Genomic DNA, 17,833 nt, shown 5'->3' with positions numbered 1-17,833 from the left:
ATAAATGAAACAATTATTGAATACCGATAAAGTTACTGACTTTATGCGTTGGTCAAAATTAGCGTTTATTTTTTCGCTAATGATGATTACAGCTTCTATAGCGACAATATCAACCAAAGGGTTAAATTGGGGCTTAGACTTTACTGGCGGTACGCTAATTGAAGTTAGCTTTCAAAACCCTGCGGATTTACCGTTAATTCGTGATTCACTAGCAAAGTCAGGTTTTGGCGATGCGATTGTGCAGAACTTTGGTACTGCGCGTGATGTGATGGTGCGCTTACAGCCCCGTGAAGGTATTAAAGGTGAGATTCTGGGGAACCAGATCATTGATGCTTTAAAAACCGGTACCGGTCAACAAGTTGAAATGCGCCGTGTAGAATTTGTCGGCCCTAATGTGGGTGATGAATTAGCTGAAGCCGGTGGCTTGGCGATTCTTATCGCATTGCTGTGTATTCTGCTTTATGTCTCTGTGCGTTTTGAATGGCGTTTAGCTGCTGGTGCAGTATTGTCGTTAGCACACGACATTATTATTACGGTTGGTATTTTTTCGATATTACAAATTGAAGTTGATTTAACTATTGTGGCTGCATTGCTAACCGTAGTGGGTTACTCACTTAACGATACTATCGTGGTGTTTGACCGTATTCGAGAAAACTTCCGTAAGATGCGTAAGCAAACCGCTGAAGAAATTATGAACTGTTCACTTTCTCAAACATTAAGTCGAACATTAATTACGTCCAGTACTACTTTGTTTGTTGTGATTGCCTTGTTCTTAAAAGGCGGCGCAATGATTCAAGGTTTTGCCTTAGCCTTATTAATTGGTATCACGGTTGGTACTTACTCTTCAATCTATGTAGCATCTGCGTTAGCGCTTAAATTGGGTATTACTCGAGAGCACTTAATGCCGACGCCGATAGATAAAGAAGGTGAAGAACTGGATGCCATGCCTTAACGGTAACGCATAAATAGATGTTGTAATAACTATCTATCTAGACGGAGTCTTTGGGCTCCGTTTTTTTATATGACAAATAAGGATTTTTGTAATAACACTATGAATAAAAGAGTTTTTGAGTCAATGGTTTAGGTAAAAAGGTTGCCGAAGTAATGTGTGAGTATCACGAGTATTTGTGATAGGAGAGTAAGAATGGGGCAATAAAGCCGAGGTTGGCAGTGTTAGATACAAGTAGTAATAGAAATAAATATAATAGAAACAAAAACGCCCCGCTGGTGGATATCAGCGGGGCGTTTTTATTAACAGGTAGTAATCAATGATTACTTAGTCAATGCTTCGCTACCGAGTTCACGGATTTTAGCTAGCATTGGCTTAACTACACGTGCGTTACCAGCAACAATGTTGCCAGTCGTTAGGTAGTTAGTGTTACCCGTAAAGTCAGCACAGATAGCACCAGCTTCACGCGCGATTAATTCACCAGCAGCAAGTTCCCAAGGCTTTTGGCCTAGTTTGAATACGCCATCAACACGGCCAGCAGCTAGGTAACAAAGATCCAATGCAGTACAACCTGATTGACGCATGTCATCACATTCTACAAATAAAGCATTTTGGATTTTTAGGTAGCTTTCAGCGTGTTGCTTAGCGGCAAAAGGAAGACCTGTTGCTAATACAGTACCCGTTAGATCACGAGGTTGTGATGCACGTAGACGTAGGCTGTTAAGTTGCGCGCCTGCACCACGAGTAGCTGTGAATAGTTCGTTACGAGCTGGGTCGTAAACGGCTGCAACTTCTGTACGGCCACGCATGCGTAGAGCGATAGAAACTGCATAGTGAGGATAACCACGAACGAAGTTCTTGGTGCCATCCACTGGGTCAATAATCCACTGACACTCTTTGTCACGTCCTTCTTTCGTACCAGACTCAGCTGCGATGATGCAGTGATCAGGGTAAGATTTTAGGATTGTCTCGATGATGATAGCTTCTGCTTCATGATCGATATTGGTAACAACATCATTACCTTTATTAGCAACCTCAATAGATTGAGGTTTTTCTAGAGATTTAATGACATGGTCACCAGCCTTTCGCACAGCGCGAATGGCAATATTAAGCATCGGATGCATAGGATTTTCCCAACGGATGTTAAAGAACATAAAAAGCGGCGGCGAGTATAACAGAGCTATAAAAAAAAGGAAGTGGTTATTTTTTCGACGTTAGTCGATGTGGAATAAAATGAAAAAGACTGTATTTTATTTTTTGATGGAAGTAATAGGTAATAACGTTCATCAAATAAACATGTTTTCTTCATTTTTGTGATGGCTGTGCTACTATCTCTGAGCGTTAAATTAGACTGGAATATAGCGACATCATGTTAGATAAAATTCGCGTTGTCCTCATCGGCACGTCACATCCTGGAAATATTGGTTCTGCAGCTCGCGCAATGAAAGTAATGGGATTAACGAATCTTGTTCTTGTTGATCCTGCATGCGAAATTGATAGTCATACAATTGCTTTAGCGGCTGGCGCTGCAGATGTAGTTGAGAACGCTAAGATTGTAAAAACATTAGATGAAGCCGTTGCAGATTGCGGACTAGTTGTTGGTTCTAGTGCGCGTTCTCGTACCTTGGAATGGCCACAATTAGATCCGCGTGAAAATGGCATAAAAGTGGTTGCTGAATCAGAACAGCATCCGGTAGCTATTTTATTTGGTCGTGAGCGTATCGGCTTGACCAACGAAGAATTACAAAAGTGTCATTGCCATGTTTATATTCCAGCTAACCCTGAATATAGCTCGCTAAACTTAGCAATGGCAGTACAAACAGTGACTTATGAAGTTCGTATGGCATATCTTGATGCGACAAAGCATCAATCAGCACCTGTTGTTGATGAATATCCACGTGCTGAGGAACTTGAACGTTTTTACCAGCATCTAGAAAAAGTCACTAGCCAAACGCGATTTATTAATAAAAATCACCCTGGCATGGTAATGGTAAAATTACGCCGTATGTTTACTCGCGCTCGCCCTGAGCAACAAGAGTTAAACATTTTACGTGGTATTTTATCGTCAGTAGAAAAAACGATTGAAACCTTAGAGAAGAACAACAAGTAATCTTGGTCGCAATATAGCGAAAGACCTATTGTTTTAGTAGGTTAAATACTTGACTAAAATAGTCAGGTATGGGAGACTGCTTGTATACATTCAAGTAGGTAGCCATGTTATGAAGTTGACCTCAAAAGGAAGATATGCGGTGACTGCAATGTTAGATGTAGCATTGCACTCACATAATGGACCAGTACCGTTGGCTGATATTTCAGAACGTCAAGGGATCTCACTGTCCTACCTAGAACAATTATTTTCGCGTCTTCGAAAAGCGGGCTTGGTAACAAGTGTCCGTGGTCCTGGTGGTGGTTACCGCTTGGGTGAAGATGCTAGCAATATCGCTGTTGGTATGGTTATCGCTGCGGTTGATGAATCAGTTGATGCAACTAAGTGCCAAGGGAAAGGCGGATGTCAAGGCGGAGTGCGTTGTTTAACTCACACTCTATGGCATGATTTAAGTGATCGTATCAGCGGATTTTTAAATAACATCACTCTTGGTGAGTTGATGAAGGATAATGATGTACAAGTTATTGCCGATCGTCAGGATGTGATCCTACGCAGTAATAACCAACCATCATTTGCAAATAAAAAATCACACGACAGTGCCCCTATCGGTGTCGATGTCCGCTCCTAGAGACCAGACGTTCGTGTTTTCGGAGAAGAAAATGAAACTGCCAATATATTTTGATTACTCTGCAACTTGCCCGGTAGATCCTCGTGTTGCTGAGAAAATGGTTCAGTGTTTAACTATGGATGGTACGTTTGGTAACCCAGCGTCACGTTCACACCGTTATGGCTGGCAAGCGGAAGAAGCAGTTGATGCTGCTCGTGAGTATATTGCTGAGTTAGTGAATGCTGATCCGCGTGAAATCGTATTTACTTCAGGTGCTACAGAGTCTGATAACCTTGCAATAAAAGGTGCTGCACATTTCTACAACAAGAAAGGTAAGCACATCATTACATGCAAAACTGAGCACAAAGCGGTTCTTGACCCATGTCGTCAATTAGAGCGTGAAGGTTATGAGGTAACATACCTTGAGCCTGAGTCAAATGGTCTTATTGATTTGGCTAAACTACGCGACGCAATGCGTGAAGATACTGTGCTGGTTTCTATTATGCATGTGAATAATGAAATTGGTGTTATTCAAGACATTGCAGCGATTGGTGAAATTTGTCGTGAAAATAAGACTATTTTCCATGTTGATGCCGCCCAATCAGCAGGTAAACTGCCGATTGATGTACAAACAACGAAAGTTGATCTAATTTCATTCTCTGCCCACAAAATTTACGGTCCTAAAGGTATTGGTGCACTGTATGTGCGTCGTAAACCTCGTATTCGTCTCGAAGCGCAAATGCACGGTGGCGGTCATGAACGTGGTTTTCGTTCTGGTACTTTACCTACTCACCAAATTGTGGGTATGGGTGAAGCTTTCCGTATTGCTAAGCTTGAGATGGCGCAAGATTACCAACACGCAGTTGAGATGCGTGAGCGTCTACTAAAAGGCCTTGAAGGCATTGAAGAAATGTCAATCAATGGTGATGTAGAACACCGTATTCCTAACAACCTGAATATCAGTTTTGCGTTTGTTGAAGGCGAGTCATTGCTAATGGCATTGAAAGATCTTGCTGTATCATCAGGTTCTGCATGTACTTCTGCAAGCTTAGAGCCATCATATGTACTACGTGCATTAGGCCTTAATGATGAACTAGCGCATAGTTCAATCCGTTTCTCTTTTGGTCGTTTTACTACCGCTGAAGAAATTGACTATGCTGTTGTTCAAATTAAACAAGCAGTAGATAAGTTACGCGCAATGTCACCTCTTTGGGATATGTTCAAAGATGGCATTGATTTAAATACAGTTGAGTGGGCACACCACTAATCTGCGGTTAGGCATTATTCGAGGAAATTTATCATGGCATATAGTGAAAAAGTCATCGATCATTATGAAAATCCGCGTAACGTGGGTTCATTTGATAACGACGATAAAAGCATTGGTAGCGGTATGGTGGGTGCACCAGCCTGTGGCGATGTAATGAAACTTCAGATCAAAGTAACTGAAGATGGCATCATTGAAGATGCAAAATTTAAAACTTACGGTTGTGGTTCTGCTATCGCATCAAGCTCACTGATCACTGAATGGGTGAAAGGTAAGACATTAGACGAAGCTGCATCAATTAAGAACTCTGCGATTGCAGAAGAACTTGAGTTACCGCCGGTTAAGGTTCACTGTTCAATTCTTGCAGAAGATGCAATTAAAGCAGCAGTTAGCGATTATAAAAAGAAACACGAACAAAAATAATTTCTGAGGTTTGAAGAAGTATGGCCATTACTATCACTGAAGCGGCAGCTAGTCGCGTATCGACTTTTTTAGCTAACCGAGGCAAAGGCATTGGTTTACGCCTCGGCGTTCGCACTTCAGGGTGTTCGGGTATGGCGTATATCCTTGAGTTCGTCGATGAACTTGACGAAGGGGATCAGGTCTTTGAAGAGCAAGGTGTAAAAATTATCGTTGATGCAAAAAGCATGGTCTACCTTGATGGTACTGAGCTTGATTTTGCCAAAGAAGGCCTAAATGAAGGCTTTCAATTTAACAACCCTAACGTATCAAGCGAATGTGGTTGTGGTGAAAGCTTCAACGTATAATTGCTCATAGTGTTTTATTAAACCTGGCTGCTGGCCGCCATTATGGTGAGTGAGTTGTCAGGTTTATTTTTTATATATGGCTGCGATTATGAATCATTTCGAATTATTTGGATTACCGTTTCAATTTGATGTTGATGGCGGTTTACTGGCAACACAATTCCGCGAATTACAACGTCGATTCCATCCTGACAACTTTGCTACTGCATCTGAACGTGATCGATTATTGTCGGTACAAAAAGCGGCTCAGATTAATGATGCTTTTCAAACGCTCAAAAATCCTGTTTCCCGTGCTGAATATATGCTTGCTGAACGCGATGAAGATATTCGTGGTGAGCAAAAGACGCTGCAAGATATGGATTTCTTGATGCAGCAAATGGAACTACGTGAAGCGCTGGAAGTTATTTCTGATTCAACCGATCCTGAAGCTGCTTTGTTTGATTTTGAACAACAGGCAACAGCTATGTATAAGGCACAGTTGGATAAATTAACGTGTTTATTGAGTCAAGAAAATTGGTTTGAAGCTGCAGATGCAGTACGTAAGTTAAAGTTTATTGTTAAGTTGCGTGATGAAGTCGAACGTCTTGAAGAATCATTATTCGACTAATCAGCACTTGCGTTATTTAGACAGGAACGATAATGGCATTTTTACAGATTTCCGAACCCGGTCAAAGTGCAGCACCGCATCAACAGAAATTGGCGGTTGGTATTGATTTAGGGACGACAAACTCATTAGTTGCAACCGTTCGTAGCGGTGTTGCTGAAACATTGAAAGATGCTGAAGGGCGTTCAATATTACCATCAGTAGTGCATTATGCTGAAGAACATGTGGTAACGGGGGACGCCGCACGTGCTTATGCACAACGCGATCCTGCGAATACTATCCTATCGGTAAAACGTTTAATGGGACGCTCATTGGTTGATATTGAGCAGCGTTATCCTCAGTTGCCTTATCAATTTACGGCATCAGCGAATGGATTACCGCAACTTGTGACTCGTCAAGGAACGATGAACCCAGTTCAGGTATCCGCTGAAATTTTAAAATCATTAAGTCAGCGTGCAGTTGAAAGTTTAGGTGGTGATCTTGAAGGGGTGGTGATTACCGTTCCTGCTTATTTTGATGATGCGCAGCGTGCAGGCACCAAAGATGCCGCTAAGTTAGCTAATCTCAATGTTTTGCGCTTACTTAATGAACCAACAGCAGCAGCAATTGCATATGGCCTCGATTCCGGTCAAGAAGGCGTGATTGCGGTGTATGATCTTGGTGGTGGTACCTTTGATATTTCAATTTTACGCCTGTCTAAAGGCGTGTTTGAAGTCTTAGCTACGGGTGGTGATTCTGCATTAGGCGGAGATGATTTTGATCAGTTGCTTGCGGATTGGATTTTACTTCAAGCGCAATTAGGTGAAACACTTACGCCTCAGCAACGTCGTGAATTACAAGATGCAGCTCAACAAGCGAAAGTAGCATTAAGTGATGCTGATAGCGTGACTATTAATGTATTAGGTTGGCAGGGTGATATCACTCGTGAACAATTTGATGATTTAATTACGCCATTGATAAAGAAAACCTTACTTGCCTGTCGTCGTGCATTAAAAGATGCAGATATCACTATTGATGATGTGATTGAAACCGTCATGGTTGGTGGCTCAACTCGTGTGCCATTAGTGCGTCAATTAGTGGGTAACTTTTTTGGTAAAACACCACTAACCTCGATTGACCCTGATCAAGTGGTTGCTATTGGTGCTGCGATTCAGGCTGATATTTTGGTGGGTAATAAGCCCGATGCCGACATGTTATTGCTTGATGTGATTCCACTATCGCTGGGTATTGAGACCATGGGCGGTATGGTTGAGAAGATTATTCCGCGTAATACCACGTTGCCAGTTGCTCGCGCACAAGAATTTACCACCTTTAAAGATGGTCAAACAGCAATGTCGGTTCATATTGTTCAAGGTGAACGTGAGATGGTGAGCGATTGTCGTTCATTAGCCCGATTTACTTTACGCGGTATTCCACCCATGGCGGCAGGTGCTGCGCACATTCGAGTGACTTATCAGGTCGATGCTGATGGCTTATTGTCGGTAACGGCAATGGAAAAAAGTAGTGGTGTGCAATCTTCTATTCAAGTGAAGCCATCTTACGGCTTGTCCGATGATGAAATTGCTACCATGTTACGAGATTCAATGACATTTGCTCAAGATGACAAAGATGCACGTGCATTAGCGGAACAACAGGTAGAAGCCGATCGTGTTCTTGAAGGACTGATTGCTGCTCTGGCTACAGATGGCGATACGTTGTTAACGACTCAAGAACGTGAAGAGTTAGAAACTGTAATGATGGAACTGGTTCAATTACGTCAGAGTGGCGACGCTCGTACAATTGAAGCTGGAATTAAGAAAACAGATAAGGCCAGCCAAGAGTTTGCGTCACGTCGAATGGATCAATCTATTCGTCAAGCGCTCGCTGGTCAGTCTATTGATGAGGTTTAGGCATGCCTAAGATTATAATTTTACCGAATGAAGAACATTGTCCAGAAGGCGCTATTTTAGAAGCGCAATCAGGCGAAACGATCCTAGATGTTGCATTGCGCAATGGTATTGAAATTGAGCATGCGTGTGAAAAATCTTGTGCGTGTACCACTTGTCATGTTGTTGTTCGTGAAGGGTTTGATTCTCTTAAAGAGAGTGATGAACTGGAAGATGACATGCTTGATAAGGCATGGGGACTTGAGCCTGAATCTCGTTTAAGTTGCCAGGCTCGAGTGGCAGATGAAGATTTAGTGGTTGATATTCCACGCTATACCGTCAATCTTGCTTCTGAAGCTCAATAATTGACATGAAGATAGGTCACCATGATGGTGGCCTATTTTTTTAGCTGTTGATTAGGCTTATGGCTATTTATTTAAGTGATAGTTAAGTTAATTTGTTAATTGTATTCAAAAAATGAGGATTTATTATGAGTTTACAATGGATTGATTCACGTGACATTGCTATTGAACTGATTGAGCTATACCCAGAGGTTGATCCAACCCAAGTGCGGTTTACTGATTTAAGAGACTGGATCGTCGCCCTTGATGGGTTTGACGATGACATTGACCATTGTAATGAAAAAATATTAGAAGCCGTACAGATGTGTTGGATTGACGAACAATAATTGGAACCACTAAAAAGCCTGTTTATTGTTGCCTCTCAAAGGGGATGGGCATAGTCTTATTGGTTATAAAAATAGTATAACAATGACGCAGTAATTAGTTTTATTGAATTACTTTGGCTGTGTGGTATTTATCAAGGAGCTTATCAATGTCTACCATAATGTCTGTGAGTCTTTCTCATCAAGCGGCAGGGTCGCAATGGGGAACAAATGCATTAATTAGTTTTGGTGCAGAAGGTAGCGTGATTCATGTGTCGACCCATGATTTGTTGGGCGATATTCAACGTGCTGGTCGTCGGTTTGATGCGCAAGGCATTAAAGCGGTTAATCTAATCGGCATGGCATGGGGCTTAGATGCAATTTGGGCATTTTTACAAGGCTATCGTAATCCAAAGATGGATAATTCGGTAACTTGGGAGTTATTAAATAAAGCTGATGAAGCCGAATTGCAAGCGCGAATTAAAACCACTAATTGGGTGTGCGATATTATCAATCAACCCGCTGATGTTGTTGCGCCTTCACAATTAGCTGCGCGTGCTGGTGAGTTTATTAAGTCATTAGCACCCGAACATGTAACTTATAAAATTGTGAAAGGTAACGACTTATTAGATGAAGGTTGGAATGGTATTCATGCTGTTGGTCGTGGCTCTGATCACCGTCCAGCAATGCTACGCTTAGATTACAATCCAACGGGTGATGCTGATGCGCCTGTTTTTGCCTGTGTAGTAGGTAAAGGTATTACCTTTGATTCCGGTGGTTATAGCATTAAGCCTTCTGCGGGTATGACGGCAATGAAGGCTGATATGGGCGGCGCAGCATTAGCAACAGGTGGGCTAGCATTAGCAATGGCGCGCGGGCTTAATAAGCGGATTAAATTAGTTTTATGTTGCGCTGAAAACATGATTTCGGGTCGAGCATTAAAACTTGGCGATATCATTAAATATAAAAATGGTAAGACGGTTGAAGTGCTAAATACTGATGCTGAAGGACGATTGGTATTAGCTGATGGACTTATGTATGCCAATAGCCAACATCCTGAGTTGATCATTGATTGTGCAACGTTAACGGGTTCTGCAAAAATGGCGTTAGGTAATGACTACCATGCGTTATTAAGTTTTGATCCGGTGCTATCTCGTCATGCATTAACGGCGGCAGAACATGAAGGTGAAGGTATGTGGCCATTACCATTAGCTGAAATTCACCGTAAAATGTTGCCATCTAACTTTGCCGATCTTGCCAATATCTCTGGTGGTGATTTTATGCCTGGAGCCAGTACAGCCGCGGCATTTTTATCTTATTTTGTTGAAGATTACCAGCAAGGTTGGATGCATATTGATGCTAGTGGTACTTATCGTAAGAGTGGTAATGATCAATGGGCAGCAGGCGCGACGGGTATGGGAGTAAAAACCTTGGCACGTATTCTCGCTCAATAATATAGATTATGCAGTAGTAAGCCTTCTTAATGATTTTTTCTCGTTAAAATCGTCTAAGAGGGCTTTTTTTATATTTAAATTACGTCAATTTAAAAATATAGACTATAAATAAAACAAGAGGTTATCGATTATGTTGACAGTAAATTTATCTGACTTACCTGCAGGTGCTCCTTGGGGGGGTAATGCTTTAATTAGCTATCAAACTGACAGTGTTACAGTGCATTATAACGACGCTTTTAGTTTGCGTCGTATTCAACAAGCAGGCAGACAAATTCAAACGCAAGGGGTTGAAGCGGTAAGTTTAGGCGGTAACGGTTGGAATTATGAACGCCAATGGGCCTTTTATTGTGGTTTTGCCGCCACAATGGAAACCGTCACTATCAAATGGGCGTCGATTGATGAAGATGAACTTGAATTATTAAATGCGCGTCGGCATAGCCATGATTGGGCTCGAAAACTTATCAATACCGGTCCTGATACGCTATATCCACAACAATTAGCAACAGCAGCCGTGAGCTTTTTGACTGAAATTGGGGGTGAACATATTCATGCCCAGATGATTGTTGGTGATGAGCTTTTGGCTGATGGTTGGATTGGTATTCACAGTGTTGGTCGAGGCAGTCAGCACCCGCCAGTATTATTAACGGTTGATTATAACCCGACTACCGATCCTGATGCCCCTGTTAGTGCTTGTTTGGTAGGTAAAGGGATCACCTTTGATTCTGGCGGTTACAGCTTAAAACCCAGCGCAGGCATGGTCAGTATGAAGTGCGATATGGGGGGCGCTGCAACAGTTACTGCTGCATTAGGGTATGCCATTGCACAAGGTTTGACGCAGCGGGTCAAACTTATTCTTTGTTGTGCTGAAAATATGGTGTCAGGCGATGCTTATAAACTTGGCGATGTGCTAACGTATAGCAATGGGGTATCGGTTGAAATTGTAAATACCGATGCTGAAGGGCGGTTGGTACTTGCCGATGGCTTATTAATGGCGTCGGCAACTAAAGCACCACTAATTATTGATGCCGCAACATTAACCGGTGCCGCAATGATGGCTGTTGGTAGTGATTACAATGCTATCTTTGGGTTTGATAAAACATTATTAACTCGTGCTCAACAATTGTCAGAGCTAGTGAATGAACCTGCATGGCCGTTGCCTCTTGAAAAATGGCATCAAGGCTACTGCCCTTCTGCATTTGCAGATACCGCCAATAGCCGCGTTCAAAAAGGTGGGGGTATGGGAGGTGCATCTAATGCAGCAGGATTTTTATCGCGCTTTGTCGATACGAATAATTGCAGTTGGATTCATTTTGATTTGGCTGCATGTTATCGTGATAGCGCCGATCCACGTTGGGCAGTCGGTGCGACGGGCTTAGGTATTGCAAATATTGCAGGGTTACTATTGTAAGTTAATGATAGTTATCAATGGTGTTAAGTACCACTAAGTAAATGGACGGCAACTAGACTCAAAAGGAAATTATAATAATGACAATAGAAAAAACTTTTTCAATCGTAAAGCCGGATGCTGTTAAACGAAATTTAATTGGCGCTATTTATCAACGTTTCGAAAATGCAGGCTTAAAAATTGTTGCTGCTAAAATGTTGCAGTTAACAAAAACTCAAGCTCAAGGGTTTTATGCTGAACATGAAGGCAAACCTTTCTATGGTGAATTAGTTGATTTTATGACTTCAGGTCCTGTGATGGTGCAAGTGCTTGAAGGGGAAAATGCGATTGTTCGTTATCGAGAATTGATGGGTAAAACGAACCCAGAAGAAGCTGCTTGTGGCACTATTCGTGCTGATTTTGCACTTAGCTTACGTTATAACTCCGTTCATGGCTCAGATAGTCCAATATCCGCTGAACGTGAGATTAGCTATTTCTTTGCCGCTGATGAGTTATGTCCACGCAGTGAGTAATGAGTAGTTGCTGAAAAAATAAGCGAAACCAAACACTAAAGGGAGGCTAAGGCTTCCCTTTATTATTTTAAGCATCAAGATTGTTATTACCACTAAAATAACCATACATTGCACGGGTGGAAACTCGCGCCTAAAGGCTGTACAATTTCGCGCCTTAAACCCTGATAACTACGATGAGACTGCCATTTGCAGATCTCCGAGTTATAAAGGCGCAGCAATAGTCATTTTTAGTGAGGCACCAACCGATGACAACTGTCAAAATTAATCTGCTGGATTTCGATCGCAAAGGTCTGCGTAAATACTTTGCCGAAGAGCTAAATGAAAAGCCATTCCGAGCAGATCAGATAATGAAATGGATTTATCATTTCGGTTGTGATGACTTTGATCAAATGAACAATATCAATAAAAAGTTGCGTGAAAAATTGCAGCGCGTTGCTGAAATTCGTGCTCCTGAGGTTTCTAATGCGCAGTACTCAAATGATGGCACTATCAAATGGGCGATGCGTGTTGGCGATCAAGACGTCGAAACCGTTTATATTCCTGATGAAGATCGCGCAACTTTATGTGTTTCTTCTCAAGTAGGTTGTGCGTTAGAGTGTAAATTCTGTTCAACTGGCCAACAAGGCTTTAACCGTAATCTACGTGTATCTGAGATTATTGGTCAAGTGTGGCGTGCATCAAAAGAGATCGGTCTTCAAAAAGAAACAGGTCGTCGTCCTATTACTAACATCGTAATGATGGGTATGGGTGAGCCATTACTGAACATGAAAAACTTAATTCCAGCATTAGAGATTATGCTTGATGATTTAGGTTTTGGTTTATCTAAGCGTCGCGTTACGGTTTCAACTTCAGGTGTTGTTTCTGGTTTAGAGCAAATGATCGGCACTATTGATGTAGCTTTGGCTATTTCATTGCATGCGCCAACGGATGAATTACGTTCACAAATTATGCCGATTAACGATCGCTGGAATATAGAAACGTTCCTTGATGCTGTGCGTCGTTATGTTAATTCTACTAATGCAAACCGTGGTCGTGTAACGATCGAATACGTGTTACTTGATCATGTTAATGATGATATGGAGCATGCACGTCAGCTTGGTCGTCTATTAAAAGATACACCAGCTAAAATTAACTTGATTCCATTTAACCCATATCCAGGTTCTCCTTACAAAAAACCTAGTAATTCACGTATAGATCGCTTTATGAAAACTCTAATGGAGTATGATTACACAGTAACTGTACGTAAAACTCGTGGTGATGACATTGATGCTGCTTGCGGCCAATTAGTAGGTGATGTAATTGACCGCACTAAACGTACTCAAGCAAAGCTATCAATGGGTGAATCTATTGCAGTTAAAGCCCTTTAATTAGATCAGCGATTATAATCACTTCGCGATTTAACACGGATGTTAAGGTGAGTAAAAATGATACGATGGATGAAGTATCCATTATTTTCTTGTTTGCTGTTGGCTGGATGTGCCTCTGTAACAGTAGAAGATAGCGCTGAACAATTTAATGCCATTGATGCTGCGGAAGCACGAATGACATTAGGGTTAAATTATTTAAAAGTAGGTCAATGGCAGCGTGCGCGTGAGAATTTAGAGCAAGCTTTAAATTATGCACCTGATTATTACCGTGTGCAAAATGCCATGGCCTATTATTATCAAAAGGTTGGTGAAAACGAATCAGCAGAAAAAATGTATAAGCAAGCCTTAAGAGACTCACCTCGAAATGGTGATGTACTTAATAATTATGGGGCCTTTTTGTGTAGCGAAGGGCGTTATGATGAAGCGATTAATACGTTTGTTAAAGCGATTAACCAACCTTATTATTATCTTATTTCAGCAAGTTATGAAAACGCCGGTTTATGTAGTATTAAACAAGGTGCAGACGAACAAGCGATAGATTATTTTGAAAAAGCACTTTCACATGATCCATATCGTCCAAAATCAATGTTACAACTGGCGCAGTTAGAATTAGAGGCTAATAATTATAAAGACGCTCGCGTACGGTTGTTTAAATTTAATAAGCGATACGGATATACAGCAAATAGTTTGTTGTTGCTCATTCAGTTAGAAAACCAAGATGGACGGTTAACTTTGGTCAATAAATACGCTAACTTATTAAAAGAACAATTTCCTAATTCTCAGCAATATCAGAATTATCTAGCCAATGAATACTGAAAATAACGACTCACCACAACCAGAAAATGCGGCTCGCCCAGGTGATATGCTTCGTCAAGCACGAGAGCAACTTGGTTACTCGCAAATAGATATCGCCAATCGTTTACGATTACGTTTATCTGTTATTAATGATATTGAAAGTAACTGTTTCGACAGTGAGCAAATATCTACATTTACTCGAGGGTATGTGAGGTCGTATGCAAAGTATGTTGGACTAGATGACGTTGCTGTTGTCGCTTTACTGGATGACTACGGCCACTCGAAACCTAAAGCGCAAGAAATGCAAAGTTTCTCACGCCGCACTAACCGTGAAGCGCATGATAGCCGTATAATGGGGTTAACATGGATCCTTGCGGTTATCTTTGTCGGTGTGACAGCTGTATGGTGGTGGCAAAATAGCCATTTAGATCGAGATACAACGCCTGCAGTTGAGGTTGCTAATGTTGACAAGGTAACCCCTGCAGCAGAGACAACAACGGCTGAGGTAGTTACATCTCCTGCTATTGATGCATCGACTGCAACGGCAACCGATACAACACAATCGATAACCACTGCGCCTGTTAATTCAGATACAGTATCAACGCCAGCTGTAATAACGGATGTTGTTACAACAGCACCTGAGGCTGTAGCAGCAACGACAGTAAGCGATGAAATAAAAGAACCTACAGTTGTAACACCTACGGTTACAGCTGAGGAAGAGGCCGCTCCTGCATTACAATTGGCCTTTGCCGCAGATTGTTGGATCGATATTCGTGACGCCAATGGTAAACGTCTCGAAAGTGGTATTAAGACCGCAGGTCAAACACTTGATATTAATGGTAAGGCGCCATTTCGAGTTCGACTTGGTGCACCGAGTGCCGTTAAAATAGAACTTAAAGGGCAACCTTTCGATCTTAGTCGCTATCCGGCAGGTCGACCTATAACGTTAACGTTGCCGCAGTAATAGAGAATGATAAGACATGCATAACGAATCACCCATTATACGTCGTCAATCAAGCCGAATTTATGTCGGTAATGTGCCTATTGGCGATGGCGCTCCAATTGCAGTTCAATCAATGACTAACACGTTAACCACCGATGTAGATGCAACGGTGGCCCAAATTCGCGCATTGGAAAAAGTAGGGGCTGATATTGTACGTGTTTCTGTACCGACAATGGATGCTGCTGAAGCGTTTAAATTGATCAAACAACAAGTCAATGTTCCGTTGGTTGCTGATATTCATTTTGATTACCGCATTGCACTAAAAGTCGCTGAATACGGCGTTGATTGTTTGCGTATTAACCCTGGTAATATTGGTCGAGAAGATCGTATTCGCGCGGTAGTTGAATGTGCGCGTGATAAGAATATTCCGATTCGAATCGGTGTGAACGGTGGTTCGTTAGAAAAAGAAATTCAGCAAAAATACGGTGAACCAACACCAGAAGCATTAGTTGAATCCGCAATGCGCCATGTTGAGATTTTAGATCGTTTGAACTTTGATCAATTCAAAGTCAGTGTTAAAGCTTCTGATGTGTTTTTAGCGGTTGAGTCTTACCGTCAGTTAGCAAAACAAATTGTACAACCGCTGCATTTAGGTATTACTGAAGCTGGTGGTGCGCGTGCTGGATCAGTAAAATCTGCAGTGGGCTTAGGTATGCTCCTTGCTGAAGGTATTGGTGATACGTTACGTATTTCATTAGCAGCAGATCCTGTTGAAGAGATCAAAGTTGGTTTTGATATTTTAAAATCATTACGTATTCGTTCGCGCGGTATTAATTTTATCGCCTGCCCAACTTGTTCTCGTCAAGAATTTGATGTTATTGCGACAGTAAATGCGTTAGAACAACGATTAGAAGACATTATCACACCGATGGACGTTTCTATTATTGGTTGTGTAGTGAATGGCCCAGGTGAAGCAGAAGCTTCTCACTTAGGTATTGCTGGTGGTAACCGTAAGAGTGCTTTCTATGAAGATGGTATTCGTCAAAAAGAGCGCTTTGATAACGATGACGTTATTGATCAGCTTGAGGCTAAAATCCGCGCAAAAGCCTCAATCTTAAACCTAAACAATCGTATTGATATTACGCAATAGGATAAAATAGCAAAAACCATGCTGTTATTGTGACAGTGTGGTTCACTATTTCTGCAATAAATTATATATTCGATTTAAATCCCCATCGAAAACTGAGAATAATCGTGGCGAAACAAATTCAAGCAATTCGAGGCATGAACGATTGCCTTCCAACACAAACTCCACTTTGGCAAAAAGTCGAAGGTACAGTTAAACAAGTGATCAGTGCATATGGTTACAATGAAATACGTATGCCAATTGTTGAGTCGACACATTTGTTTAAACGTGCGATCGGTGAAGTCACTGATGTTGTTGAAAAAGAAATGTACACTTTTGAAGATCGTAATGGTGATAGCTTAACATTACGTCCAGAAGGCACAGCTAGTTGTGTGCGTGCTGGTGTTGAAAATGGTCTGCTTTACAATCAAGAACAACGCCTGTGGTACATGGGTCCAATGTTCCGTCATGAGCGTCCACAAAAAGGCCGCTACCGTCAATTCCACCAAGTTGGTGTCGAAGTATTTGGTATTGATGGTCCTGATGTTGATGCTGAACTTATCATGATGACAGCACGTTTATGGCGTGAGCTTGGTATTAATGACCATGTTCGTCTAGAGTTAAACTCTATTGGTTCACTGCAAGCGCGTGCAGATTACCGTGTTGCATTGATTGCGTTCCTTGAACAACATATGGACGTGTTAGACGAAGATGCTAAGCGTCGTATGTACACCAATCCATTGCGTGTTTTAGATACTAAGAACCCTGCAATTCAAGAAATTCTTGTTGATGCACCAATGCTTTCTGCATACCTAGATCCAGAATCACAGCAACATTTTACTGGATTATGTGAACTATTAGACGCTGCTGGCATCAAATATCAAGTAAATGAACGCCTTGTACGTGGTTTAGATTATTATAACCGTACTGTATTTGAGTGGATCACTGATAGCTTAGGTGCACAAGGTACAGTATGTGGTGGTGGTCGTTATGACGGTCTAGTTGAACAACTAGGCGGTAAAGCAACCTCATCAGTTGGTTTTGCTATGGGACTTGAACGCCTAGTATTACTGATGGAAGCATTAGAGCAAGACGATGTTCGTCGTTCAGTTGATGTTTACATGGTAACTGCTGGAGAAGGCACTTTAGCAGCAGGTATGATGCTTGCAGAAAAATTACGAGATCAATTACCTCAGTTACGCATTATGTCTAACTTTGGTGGCGGTAATTTTAAAAAGCAATTTAAACGCGCTGATAACGTAGGTGCAGCAATTGCATTGGTTCTTGGTGAAAATGAAATGGCAGAAAACACCGTTGTAGTTAAAGATCTACATGGCGGTGAACAAACAACCATGGCACAGGATGAGGTTGCCGCGAAGCTGGCAGCATTGATTTAAGAGAGGACAG

The 17,833-nt window shown here is 41.7% G+C and carries 19 protein-coding genes; 18 read left to right on the top strand and 1 reads right to left on the bottom strand.

All coding sequences use genetic code 11. The features are described 5' to 3' along the window. Window positions 1-4 precede the first annotated feature (4 nt). Window positions 5-952: a protein translocase subunit SecF gene (secF, locus tag VXS03_RS03385; protein WP_080158920.1), complete on the top strand. Its 948-nt coding sequence runs from the start codon at window positions 5-7 to the stop codon at window positions 950-952. A 320-nt stretch (window positions 953-1,272) separates the two neighbouring features. Here the strand turns inward: secF and suhB are convergent, their stop codons facing one another. Next, entirely contained in the window at window positions 1,273-2,073 is an 801-nt protein-coding gene (gene suhB, locus VXS03_RS03380; protein WP_080158919.1) for an inositol-1-monophosphatase, read from the bottom strand. A gap of 245 nt (window positions 2,074-2,318) precedes the next feature. Here suhB and trmJ point away from each other — a divergent pair, with 245 nt between their 5' ends. The 17 genes from trmJ to hisS all read left to right on the top strand — a co-directional run bounded on the left by trmJ (window position 2,319) and on the right by hisS (window position 17,823). After that, entirely contained in the window at window positions 2,319-3,059 is a 741-nt protein-coding gene (trmJ, locus tag VXS03_RS03375; protein WP_327761958.1) for a tRNA (cytosine(32)/uridine(32)-2'-O)-methyltransferase TrmJ, read from the top strand. Window positions 3,060-3,168: 109 nt separating this feature from the next. After that, the gene (gene iscR, locus VXS03_RS03370; protein WP_045037132.1) at window positions 3,169-3,684 is read left to right on the top strand and encodes a Fe-S cluster assembly transcriptional regulator IscR; all 516 of its coding nucleotides are present in this window, start codon (window positions 3,169-3,171) and stop codon (window positions 3,682-3,684) included. Window positions 3,685-3,715: 31 nt separating this feature from the next. After that, the gene (locus VXS03_RS03365; protein ID WP_327761957.1) at window positions 3,716-4,930 is read left to right on the top strand and encodes an IscS subfamily cysteine desulfurase; all 1,215 of its coding nucleotides are present in this window, start codon (window positions 3,716-3,718) and stop codon (window positions 4,928-4,930) included. A 33-nt stretch (window positions 4,931-4,963) separates the two neighbouring features. Further along, on the top strand, window positions 4,964-5,350 hold the full coding sequence (gene iscU, locus VXS03_RS03360; protein ID WP_045030777.1) for a Fe-S cluster assembly scaffold IscU: 387 nt from the start codon (window positions 4,964-4,966) through the stop codon (window positions 5,348-5,350). 20 nt (window positions 5,351-5,370) lie between these two features. Beyond that, window positions 5,371-5,694, top strand: a complete 324-nt coding sequence (iscA, locus tag VXS03_RS03355) for an iron-sulfur cluster assembly protein IscA (protein WP_080158916.1) — start codon at window positions 5,371-5,373, stop codon at window positions 5,692-5,694. Window positions 5,695-5,782: 88 nt separating this feature from the next. Further along, window positions 5,783-6,298 carry a co-chaperone HscB gene (gene hscB, locus VXS03_RS03350; RefSeq protein WP_080158961.1) on the top strand — a complete coding sequence of 172 codons (516 nt, stop codon included), beginning with the start codon at window positions 5,783-5,785 and terminating at the stop codon, window positions 6,296-6,298. A 32-nt stretch (window positions 6,299-6,330) separates the two neighbouring features. Further along, complete coding sequence (gene hscA, locus VXS03_RS03345) at window positions 6,331-8,184, top strand: Fe-S protein assembly chaperone HscA (protein WP_327761955.1); 1,854 nt, start codon at window positions 6,331-6,333, stop codon at window positions 8,182-8,184. A gap of 2 nt (window positions 8,185-8,186) precedes the next feature. Next, window positions 8,187-8,525: an ISC system 2Fe-2S type ferredoxin gene (gene fdx / locus VXS03_RS03340; RefSeq protein ID WP_080158914.1), complete on the top strand. Its 339-nt coding sequence runs from the start codon at window positions 8,187-8,189 to the stop codon at window positions 8,523-8,525. Between the two features lie 125 nt (window positions 8,526-8,650). Further along, window positions 8,651-8,848, top strand: a complete 198-nt coding sequence (gene iscX, locus VXS03_RS03335; RefSeq protein WP_327761954.1) for a Fe-S cluster assembly protein IscX — start codon at window positions 8,651-8,653, stop codon at window positions 8,846-8,848. A 146-nt stretch (window positions 8,849-8,994) separates the two neighbouring features. Continuing rightward, window positions 8,995-10,278: an aminopeptidase PepB gene (gene pepB / locus VXS03_RS03330; protein WP_327761953.1), complete on the top strand. Its 1,284-nt coding sequence runs from the start codon at window positions 8,995-8,997 to the stop codon at window positions 10,276-10,278. Between the two features lie 130 nt (window positions 10,279-10,408). Then, complete coding sequence (pepB, locus tag VXS03_RS03325) at window positions 10,409-11,686, top strand: aminopeptidase PepB (protein WP_327761952.1); 1,278 nt, start codon at window positions 10,409-10,411, stop codon at window positions 11,684-11,686. Between the two features lie 77 nt (window positions 11,687-11,763). Further along, window positions 11,764-12,195: a nucleoside-diphosphate kinase gene (ndk, locus tag VXS03_RS03320; protein WP_327761951.1), complete on the top strand. Its 432-nt coding sequence runs from the start codon at window positions 11,764-11,766 to the stop codon at window positions 12,193-12,195. A 245-nt stretch (window positions 12,196-12,440) separates the two neighbouring features. Beyond that, window positions 12,441-13,562, top strand: coding sequence for a bifunctional tRNA (adenosine(37)-C2)-methyltransferase TrmG/ribosomal RNA large subunit methyltransferase RlmN (locus VXS03_RS03315; protein ID WP_327761950.1), 1,122 nt, complete (start codon window positions 12,441-12,443; stop codon window positions 13,560-13,562). Between the two features lie 57 nt (window positions 13,563-13,619). After that, window positions 13,620-14,378, top strand: a complete 759-nt coding sequence (gene pilW / locus VXS03_RS03310; RefSeq protein ID WP_327761949.1) for a type IV pilus biogenesis/stability protein PilW — start codon at window positions 13,620-13,622, stop codon at window positions 14,376-14,378. Continuing rightward, window positions 14,368-15,321 (top strand): cytoskeleton protein RodZ, encoded by a 954-nt coding sequence (gene rodZ / locus VXS03_RS03305; RefSeq protein ID WP_327761948.1) that lies wholly within the window; start codon window positions 14,368-14,370, stop codon window positions 15,319-15,321. The genes pilW and rodZ overlap by 11 nt, the downstream gene beginning before the upstream one ends. A 16-nt stretch (window positions 15,322-15,337) precedes the next feature. Then, complete coding sequence (gene ispG, locus VXS03_RS03300) at window positions 15,338-16,450, top strand: flavodoxin-dependent (E)-4-hydroxy-3-methylbut-2-enyl-diphosphate synthase (RefSeq protein ID WP_327761947.1); 1,113 nt, start codon at window positions 15,338-15,340, stop codon at window positions 16,448-16,450. A 104-nt stretch (window positions 16,451-16,554) separates the two neighbouring features. Continuing rightward, window positions 16,555-17,823: a histidine--tRNA ligase gene (gene hisS / locus VXS03_RS03295; protein WP_080158905.1), complete on the top strand. Its 1,269-nt coding sequence runs from the start codon at window positions 16,555-16,557 to the stop codon at window positions 17,821-17,823. The last annotated feature ends 10 nt before the right edge of the window (window positions 17,824-17,833 follow it).

It is taken from the genome of Photobacterium sp. S4TG1 (assembly GCF_036040035.1).
Classification (GTDB): Bacteria; Pseudomonadota; Gammaproteobacteria; order Enterobacterales; family Vibrionaceae; genus Photobacterium.
The sequence above is the reverse complement of the archived record's forward strand: the minus strand, read 5'-3'. Positions and strand labels throughout refer to the sequence as shown.